The organism is Chitinophaga solisilvae (assembly GCF_009928525.1).
GTDB classification, from domain to species: domain Bacteria; phylum Bacteroidota; class Bacteroidia; order Chitinophagales; family Chitinophagaceae; genus Chitinophaga; species Chitinophaga solisilvae.
This window is the reverse complement of sequence record NZ_JAABOK010000001.1, coordinates 767,472-776,765: the sequence shown is the minus strand read 5'-3', so window position 1 is coordinate 776,765 and position 9,294 is coordinate 767,472. Positions and strand designations below refer to the sequence as shown.

The window sequence follows — 9,294 nt, the reverse complement described above, 5'->3', positions numbered from 1 at the left end:
TCCGGAAAAAAATCTACTTTTGCTCATAATAGTAGTTTTAGTGTGGTAACTTAAACTTACTAAAAAAGGAGGCCACATCGGCCTCCTTTTATTTATCCTTTGGGTTATTTTAACCGGACACTATAGAATTACGAATTGCGAATTACGAATGTAGAAGCGAAGCGCTAAACGGAGATTAAAAGAGATATTTAATAGTTATCCTCCTTAATCTCCGTTTAACGCTTCGCTTCTACATTCGCAATTCGTAATTCGTAATTCGTAATTAATAATTAACACCCCATATCAATATCTGCATACAACTGGTCAATTCCCTTGTTCCCATATCCATGTTTGTGCTATAATTTTACCCGTAACATCATATATTGTAGATGCATGCCTGGGTCGAAAGCAGGATGAACTCTTGTGTGCGCAATATATCAACCAAACACACATGTTATGAAGGTGCCTTCCGGCAAATAAAAACAGACACAAAAAACTTTACCATTATTAATCATTTATTTACCGCATTCCTTACAATGCTGGACGGGTACCTATTGGCAGACCTGATACCCTCCGTTTAATCTCAACAATTTAAACACTTATGAAAAAAACAATTGCAATGGCAGCGTGGCTGCTGTTAGCGGTAGCTTTTGCTTATGCCCAGTCACCTGCAGTTTCAGGGAAGGTTGTAAGTAAAGAAGGAACTGCTATCCCTGGTGCATCCATACAGGTGCAAGGCAGTAAATCAGGTGTGGCAGCCACAGCTGAAGGCGCCTTTAAAATCAACGCCAAAGAAGGTGATATCCTGGTGATAACCGCCATCGGATATACTACCACCACTGCTAAGGTAACCAGCGTTTCTCCGCTGATTATCACGCTGACGGATAATTCAAAAGACATCAATGAAGTGGTAGTGACAGCGCTGGGTATCAAACGCGACAAGCGTATGCTGACCTACAGCGTATCTGAAGTTAAAGGCGCCACACTTACCGAAGCCAAACAGGATAACGTGGTGAACTCCCTCGCAGGTAAAGTTGCCGGCGTTCAGATCAATAATTCCAGCGGTATCCCCGGAAGCTCTGCCAGGATAGTAATACGTGGCAATACGTCTCTTGTAGGCAACAACCAGGCGCTCTTTGTAGTAGATGGTATCCCGATGGATAACAGCGAAGCCGGCAACCCCAACCGGCCGGAATATTCCGGTGGTACGGCCAACAGGGCCAGTGATATTGACCCCAACATCATTGAAAGCATCAGCGTACTGAAAGGTGCTGCCGCTACCGCACTGTACGGCTCTGCCGCTGCGAGAGGCGCAGTCATCATCACCACTAAAAGCGGCAGCGGCCTCGGTGATAAAGGCAAACCAAACGTTTCCCTCAGCAGCAGCTACTCTTTCCAGACACCCATTCTGCCTGAGTTACAGGATAAATTTGCACAGGGTACCGGCGGTAAATATATTGACGGTAACAACGGAGGAATCAGCTCTTCGTCCTGGGGACCTGCCATCGATACCCTCCGCGTAAACGGTGCTCCGGTTCAGAAACGCAACCCGGCAAAGGATTTCTTCAGAACAGGCCATACTACGGATAACAACATCAACGTAAGCGGTTTTGGTGATAAGTACAATTATTTTGTTTCCTATTCCTACCTGAAAACAAATGGTACTATTCCCAATACCGACTACTCCCGTCATTCCATCTTCGCACGTTTTGGCGTGAAGCTGCTGAACAATCTGCAACTGACAACACAATTCAATTATATTCTGTCAGATAACCACCGTTACCTGGAAGGAAACAACTTCGTAAACCCGCTGTGGACGGTATACGGCGCGCCCATCTCCTGGGACCCCTTCCCTACCGTTAACGAAGACGGCTCCCAGCGCCTGTTCCGCGCAGCGCGTAACAACCCCTACTGGATACTGGATAATACAGGGCTTCGCGACCGGAACAACCGCGTGATCCCGGTAGTAACCCTTAGCTACACCCCGCTCCCATGGCTCACTATCACTGAAAGAATGGGGGCAGATGTTTATGTGAACGGCACCGACTACCACGAAGCGCCGGGCGCTATCGGATGGGGCAATACCGGCCCTACCCCGGTCATTGGCCAGCTGTACCAGCGTAACATCAAACATCAGCAGCTCAACAACGACCTGATGATCGAAGCCAGGAAAGAGTTTAACCAGAACTGGTTCGGTAGCATCCTCGTAGGAAACAATATCCTCACCAGCTACAGCGATGAAACCTTCGTACAAGGTATCGGATTATCCGTTGATAAACTGTACAACATCGGCAATGCATCCAAAGTATCTTCCAGATACGGATCTTACAGGACCCACAAAGTAGGCTTCTACGCTCAGGCCAACCTCGAATATAAACGCATGCTCACCCTGGCCCTCACCGGCAGGTACGATGGCAGCTCCGTATTATCGAAGGATAATCAGTTCTATCCTTACGGTTCCGCCAGCGCAGGGTTTATTTTCACCGAAGCGTTACGCATGCAGGATAATCCGATCCTGAACTTCGGTAAACTGCGTGTATCCTACTCCGTAGTAGGTAATGACAACGTAGGCCCCTATGCACTCAGCAACCCATGGTACCAGGCCAGCTCAGGGAATGTCAGCTTCCCTTTCCGGGAACAGAATGCCTATGTGCTGACTACCACCTACGGCTTCCCTTTAAGGAATGAATCCCTGAAGGAATTTGAAATCGGTCTGGAGACAAGATTCCTGCAGAACAGGGCCTCCCTCGAACTCTCCTGGTTCTCTAAACGCAGCAGTGACCTGATTACGCCAGGCTCTCCTATTTCAGCAGGAACCGGCTTTAACGGCGCATCCCTCAACGCAGGCAACATGCAGAACAAAGGACTGGAAGTTACGCTGGGCCTGACACCGGTTAAAACCAAAAACCTGGTGTGGAATATCGGTGTCAACTATACGAAAATCAAGAATGAAGTACTGAACCTTGCCAACGGCGTTTCCTTTATTCAGCTGGCAGGCTTCACCAGTCCCGGCATCTTTGCATACGCCAATCAGCCTTACGGCGTGATCTATGGTAATCATTATGTACGCAACGACAAAGGCCAGCTGGTAGTTACCGAAAAAGGATACCCTATCATCAGCAGGGAATACGGTCCTATCGGCAACGCTACTCCTGACTGGACAGGCGGTATTACCAGCTCCTTAAACTATAAGGGCTTCACCTTCTCCTTTGTGCTGGATCACAAGCATGGCGGCGACGTCATCAACCTGGATAACTCTTCCCTGTATTACTACGGTACTGCCAAAGGAACAGAGAACAGGGGCAGCACTGTAGTGCTGGAAGGAGTAAACGAAAAAACAGGCGCACCGAATACCACGCCTATCGTGCTCGATGAAAACTATTACAAATCCTACTATTCCGCATCTGATGAAAACAGCGTGGAAGACGGATCTTACCTGAAATTAAGACAGGTATCGCTGGGGTATAACCTGAGCAGTGCACTCCTGAAAAGGTCCTTCTTCAAATCAGCTACCCTGACGCTTACCGGCACCAATTTCATCCTGCATAAAAACTATTCCGGCTCTGACCCGGAGGTAAGTCTGAACGGAAGCGGCAACGGACAAGGGTTTTCCAACTTCCCCGTGCCTTCCAACAGAAGCATTGTTGCCGGTGTAAAAGCGACGTTCTAATCATCTCAAAGCGTACAACATGAAAAAGATACAAGCGATGATCCTCTTTTTGGGCTGCACTGTAATGGGCAGCAGCTGCAAGAAGTTCCTGGATATAAATACAGATCCCAACAACCCGCTGTCAGTAAAGGAAGCGCAGATATTACCGCAGGTAATAGTTACCACCTCCACAACAGTTACCGGTGGTACCACCGCCAATATTATCGCCTACTGGATGCAGCAGCTGTCACTCAACCAGCCGTATCCCAGCCTGGAGTCCTATACCATTACACCGGTGGATGTTGACAATACCTGGAACTACTACCTGTATCCCAACATCTTCCAGAACCTGACCATCATGATTAATCAGGCTACACAGGCCCATCATTATGGCTATGCGGCTATCGGGAAAACATTATATGCCTATAACCTGGCGATTGCCAGTGACCTGTGGGGAAATGTGATCTACTCACAGGGATTTAAAATTCCGGAGATCATGCAACCGGCGTATGATAAACAGGAAGCGGTATACGGTACCATACAGCAGATGCTGGACAGCGCCCTGTATTTCATGGACCAGCCTGTCAGCAAGGTAAAACCTGAGCAGGAAGATTATATTTATGGCGGAGATATGGATCAGTGGAGAAAATTCGCCTGGACGCTCAAGGCAAGGTATTACCTGCGTTTAACCAAAGCGCCTGGTCATACTGCCGCGGCGCAGGCCGATAAGGCACTGGAAGCCCTGAAAAAAGGATTCGGCAGCAACAGCGATAATGCCCTCGTAGCCTATCCTGGTGGCGGAGCCGCGGAAAACCCCTGGTATATGAATACCGGCGACGCTTCCGGCGGTGTGGTAATGGGTCAGTCTTTCATCGACTCCCTGGTATCGAGGAAAGATCCCCGCCTGTCTGTGCTGGCTACTATCGGCAATAAAGGCAATTATGCCGGCAGAAGAGTAGGCGATGTTCCTGCCCCTGACCCGGATTCTTTCTCCCTCGTCAATAACTTCTATGCGGGTAAAAGCGCCAGCCTGTACCTGGCTACCTATGCGGAAGCATTGTTTATCAAGGCAGAAGCCACACTCATCAAACAAGGCGCTGCAGCGGCTTCCCCCGTATACCTGGATGCCATCGCCGCTCATATGAATATGCTGGGCATTGCTGCCAATGCACAGCAGACATACCGGAATGCCCGCCCGGCTTTAACAACGGAAAACGCCCTGAACCAGATCATCACAGAAAAATATGTAGCCAACTTCCTCTCTCCCGAAACATACAACGACTGGAGAAGAACCGGCTTCCCTGTACTGAAACCCTATCAGGACGAAATCGTAAAAGCTATTCCGCGCAGATGGCCATATCCGGCTAATGAACTGCTCACCAATCCGCAACCGGATCAGAAAGTATCGGTGAATGACAGGTTGTGGTGGGACGGAAATTGATTTTAATTATGAATTACGAATTATGAATTATGAGTTAGGGCGGAGAACTAAGCGGATGGTTTATATCATCACTCGCTTAGTTCTCCGCCCTAACTCATAATTCATAATTCGTAATTCGTAATTACTATATCTTATAGCTTACTCCAAGCGTCAGATAAATATTGTACATCGGGAAATCCATTCCTTTAAAGGAAGATGGAAACACCGGCCGGAGGCCCCAGGAGAGGTCTCCCATGACGCTGAGTTTCTTACCTACTTTCCGTTCGGCGCCACCTTGCAATCCGATATCGAAGGTGCGCATATCTTTTCCGAAATCGAAGGTGGCAGTAGTGATGTTCACTTTTTCTCCGGTGGAGCCGCCGTTGCGGATATAGCCATCGCTTACATTACCATAGAAGTTGGAACTGAAGAGCCAGGCAGCGTAACCTCCCAGGTGAAAGCGCCATTGCTCATTGGGCGTGAAAGTGGCGCTGAGCGGGATGGATACGTAGGCGTTACGTACGGTGGTTTTGTTCTTTCCGCTGAAATTACCGGTAAAGGTACCGCCATCTTCCGTGTTGATGATGGTCGGAAAATACAATACCTCATCTTTAACAGTCATTCCCTTGTAATCCAGCTTTACACCTATGGCAGCGCCCCATTTCTGGGTTGGCCTGTAAGCGAGTTCATATCCGAGCGACGGACAGAATCCGGGCGCATAGCTGTTGATTTTACGGATCGTGTTCGGGAGGCTGGTGGGTGCGGTAGCACCGAAGTTAAAGCCTGCCAGTATGCGGTGTTCCAGTACCGGTTTGAAAGTGCCGGTGGTTGTTTTTGCGGTCGTATTTTCCTGAGCTGATAACTGTAATGCTGTGAAGAGCATGCCAGTGCACAGTGCTGTAAGTTTAATATTCATCGTTTGCGCTTAATCAGTTATTCGTGTACAATTTCAAGGCTATCGAGTACCAGGCGGCTGCCAACGGCGCCTTCGTAGGAGTCTCCGTTTTTGCTGGAAGAGGCAACAATGGCCAGCATATATTGCTCTCCGGCTACAGCTTTACGGGTATAGACAAAAGGAATGTCGAAGCTGGTCCAGCCTGCCTTTGCTGTTCCGTCTGCGAGGGTGGCCCTGGCAATAACCCTGTCGGAAGTATGGATATTGGTGGCATCCAGTCGTTTGGTACCGGTGTAGAGTACCGCATAGAGGGAGCATTCATCCGTTTTACCATCTACCTTGTTACCTTCTCTGTCCTGATAAAATGCGCCGGGTGTGTACTTATAGTAACCGGTGAAGCGCACTACGTTACCGCGGCTGGGCTGACCAAACTGGGTAGCTTCCAGCGGTGCACCAAAGGCATTGGCAATATCAAATACGCCGAGGAACATGGAGCCTGCGAATAATTTGATACCTACCAGGTTGGATAAGGCTGTACCTGCACGCGTCTGCATTTCAGCAGCGCCTTTGCCATGATAGGCATCGGTGGTCATCCGCAGCGGGTAGGCTTCGGGCGACTTAGGCGTACCTGTCAGCGCAATGGCGATGCCCGGATTACCGGAAGACCATAATACCGCACTGTCTTTCTCAATGGGATACTGGTACTTCTCCTTTTCATCGGTTACCCAGTTTTCAAAATCCCACTGCCAGATACCGGTAGTTACCACTCTTACGCTGTAAGTGCGGCTGCTGGCGCCATTGGCCGCCGTAACGATAAACTGTTGTCTGGCACGGCCGGTGATGGTGTCAAAATGAAGGGTATCGCTGGCAGGCGCTGTGAGCGGGCCTGCGGGCGTTTTAGTGATAGTGGCTCCCGGCGTGATGGTGATCTGCGGAACAATGCCGCTTTTCAACGCCTCAGGCGTAACATACAAATTAATGGATGCCTTGCTCTGGTCAATAAATACCTGTCCTGTCAATTGCTTCTCGTCTACCTTAAAGGTTACAATGTCTGCTTCCGGGTTAAGAGGAGCGTCCTTAATACATGCCTGCAAAGAGCCTATCATGGCTGCAACACAGCATAGCTTCCGTAGTTTCATGGTTATCTGTTAATGATTATGGAACAGCAAAGGTACTAAAAACCGGATTGGAACTTCTATATTATTGATCTATAACTTTATATGTAACAAAATCCCTAACATTGTCCTATGGAGAATAAAAGAGAACGAATTAAACGATTGCTGATCTATGCAGCCAAATGCGTGAGCGGAGTACTGGTAGTGATGCTGCTGTCCTGGCTGCTGGATTACCGGGACGTGGTATGGGTATTGATTTCTGTTATGCTGGTACTCTCCCCGGATGGTTCCGATGCCGTAACGCTGGCGGTTACACGTATTAAAGCCAATATCGTGGGCGCCACTTCCGGCTTCCTGATGCTGCTGGTACATCCCAATATGATCCTGATGATGAGTGTGGCGGTATTTATTACGGTGGTGGTCTGCAATATTTTCAAGCTGGAACCTGCTACCCGTACTGCTTTGGCGGCGACCATCATTGTGATGACACATGAAGCAGGACAACACCTGTGGGATACTGCCGTGGGTCGCGTACTCTCTGTTTTTACCGGTTGTATACTCGGACTCCTTATCACTTTTCTCTTTCATAACCGCTATACCAAACAAACGGCAGAAATGATTATGTCCATCACCGACCGGGGCGGGGAATAATATTCCTGGCCGGGTTTTACTGCCGGCCGGCGGGACAAATCACGTATCACCCGCTGCGCTCAGCTGCAGGAATACTGCGTAACAAACAATATCAATAAACCTCCGGTATGCCTGCCGGCACCGGAAACAAAATGGCTATAACTGACAGGGAAAATAGTTGATTAGCATCTAAAGCAGCACAAGGTTACAAACACCCTAAAAACAATGACGCGAAATTGCACTTTTCTTTCTGTTTATTTTGTGATTCATTTGTTAATCCAATCAAAAAAGAATCAATAATCATTGGCTATCAATAATTTTGATCGTGTTACTATCATTCTGGTAGTTTAACATCAAATTTACTTTTGTCCCGATCATAGCCGCTATCTTTATCCGGACGCGATTATTATACGGTTCTAAATCCTTTGTATGTTTGTCCTGCTGACTATTCCCATCATATTTTTAATATGGTATATCTGCCGCCGGTTCACCCCCACCAGGTCTGAGGTATATACACCCGTCCCAGGAGAAGATGCCAGAGCTGTAGCCCGCATTACAAGCGTCAGAAACAGCGCTTTCAGCGTCGCATCCAAGTATCAGCGGAATATCATCAATACTTCTGAAGACAGGTTTATTACCGTAGCGGTGAATGAAATCATCAAAACCAATATGGGCGCCACCTACAAGACAAGATTAATTCAGTCGCTGGCGCCGGGAGAGGAACGCAGACTGGGGCATGCTGATCATGTTACGGAAGGGAAGAATAAAATATACATCGGCTACGAGATACTATGGGCAAGGTTTGCCGTCACTCCTGCCAGCTACCGGAAAGAAAAAGTGATGGCACAGTATGCCCAACCCGATATTCTCCATCCTATACATCCCGCCCTTCTGAAAGAAATAGAACGGCGGTTCAGGGAAGATGGAAACGCCCTATGGACGTGAAACACGCTTGTCTACAATCCTGATGAGACTCAGCCACACCACAGACAATACTATTCCCAGCATGGCCCCTGCAGTAACATCTTCCAGAAAATGATGGCTCATATACATGCGGGAATAGGCTACCAGCACTGCCAGCAGAAAGTACAGCAGGGAAAGGTATTTATTTTTTGCGTAGTACGACAGGATCGTTGCCGCTGTAAATGCGCATACGCTGTGCCCTGAAGGGAAGCTTCTGAAATTATCAAGCACGGTTATTCCCGGCACATAATAGATATGCGGCAGCTTTTCGGTAAGCGCCCGTTCCAGAAAATAAGGACGCGGCCGGGGAAAAGCCACCAGGGCCTTCAGAGAAAAACTCACCACAGAATTCAGGATATAGGCCGCTCCCAGCATCAGTCCCTGACGGCGGTTATAAGTGGTCAGTATCACTGTCAGCACAATACAGGCGGCAGTACTGCCCAGTTCCGTAATCTTCGGAAACAGCCAGTCTCCCACTCCGGTATGTAATCCGTTGATATAAAAATATACTTCCTGCCGGCTGTAGATCATTCTCATGGACAGTACCAGTAACAGCAGTATAAAAAACGGCCCCAGCAGCCATTTCAGCGATACGCATGTTTCCCGGAAATACCGGAGAAACGGATTCCGTTCCTTCATGATA

The 9,294-nt window shown here is 48.4% G+C and carries 7 protein-coding genes; 4 read left to right on the top strand and 3 right to left on the bottom strand.

The genetic code is table 11. The features are described from left to right. Positions 1–580 precede the first annotated feature (580 nt). Positions 581–3,649, top strand: coding sequence for a SusC/RagA family TonB-linked outer membrane protein (locus GWG06_RS02855; protein ID WP_160711166.1), 3,069 nt, complete (start codon positions 581–583; stop codon positions 3,647–3,649). Positions 3,650–3,668: 19 nt separating this feature from the next. Beyond that, on the top strand, positions 3,669–5,069 hold the full coding sequence (locus GWG06_RS02850) for a SusD/RagB family nutrient-binding outer membrane lipoprotein (RefSeq protein ID WP_160711164.1): 1,401 nt from the start codon (positions 3,669–3,671) through the stop codon (positions 5,067–5,069). Between the two features lie 124 nt (positions 5,070–5,193). Here the strand turns inward: GWG06_RS02850 and GWG06_RS02845 are convergent, their stop codons facing one another. Together GWG06_RS02845 and GWG06_RS02840 are read right to left on the bottom strand one after the other, a co-directional pair. Further along, on the bottom strand, positions 5,194–5,964 hold the full coding sequence (locus tag GWG06_RS02845) for a porin family protein (RefSeq protein ID WP_160711162.1): 771 nt from the start codon (positions 5,962–5,964) through the stop codon (positions 5,194–5,196). Between the two features lie 17 nt (positions 5,965–5,981). Beyond that, positions 5,982–7,082 carry a PCMD domain-containing protein gene (locus GWG06_RS02840; RefSeq protein WP_160711160.1) on the bottom strand — a complete coding sequence of 367 codons (1,101 nt, stop codon included), beginning with the start codon at positions 7,080–7,082 and terminating at the stop codon, positions 5,982–5,984. Positions 7,083–7,190: 108 nt separating this feature from the next. Here GWG06_RS02840 and GWG06_RS02835 point away from each other — a divergent pair, with 108 nt between their 5' ends. Beyond that, positions 7,191–7,709 carry an FUSC family protein gene (locus GWG06_RS02835; RefSeq protein WP_127034417.1) on the top strand — a complete coding sequence of 173 codons (519 nt, stop codon included), beginning with the start codon at positions 7,191–7,193 and terminating at the stop codon, positions 7,707–7,709. A 408-nt stretch (positions 7,710–8,117) separates the two neighbouring features. Then, on the top strand, positions 8,118–8,633 hold the full coding sequence (locus GWG06_RS02830) for a hypothetical protein (RefSeq protein WP_160711158.1): 516 nt from the start codon (positions 8,118–8,120) through the stop codon (positions 8,631–8,633). Here GWG06_RS02830 and GWG06_RS02825 read toward each other — a convergent pair. Next, entirely contained in the window at positions 8,622–9,290 is a 669-nt protein-coding gene (locus tag GWG06_RS02825) for a phosphatase PAP2 family protein (protein WP_160711156.1), read from the bottom strand. The genes GWG06_RS02830 and GWG06_RS02825 overlap by 12 nt on opposite strands. Positions 9,291–9,294: the final 4 nt, after the last annotated feature.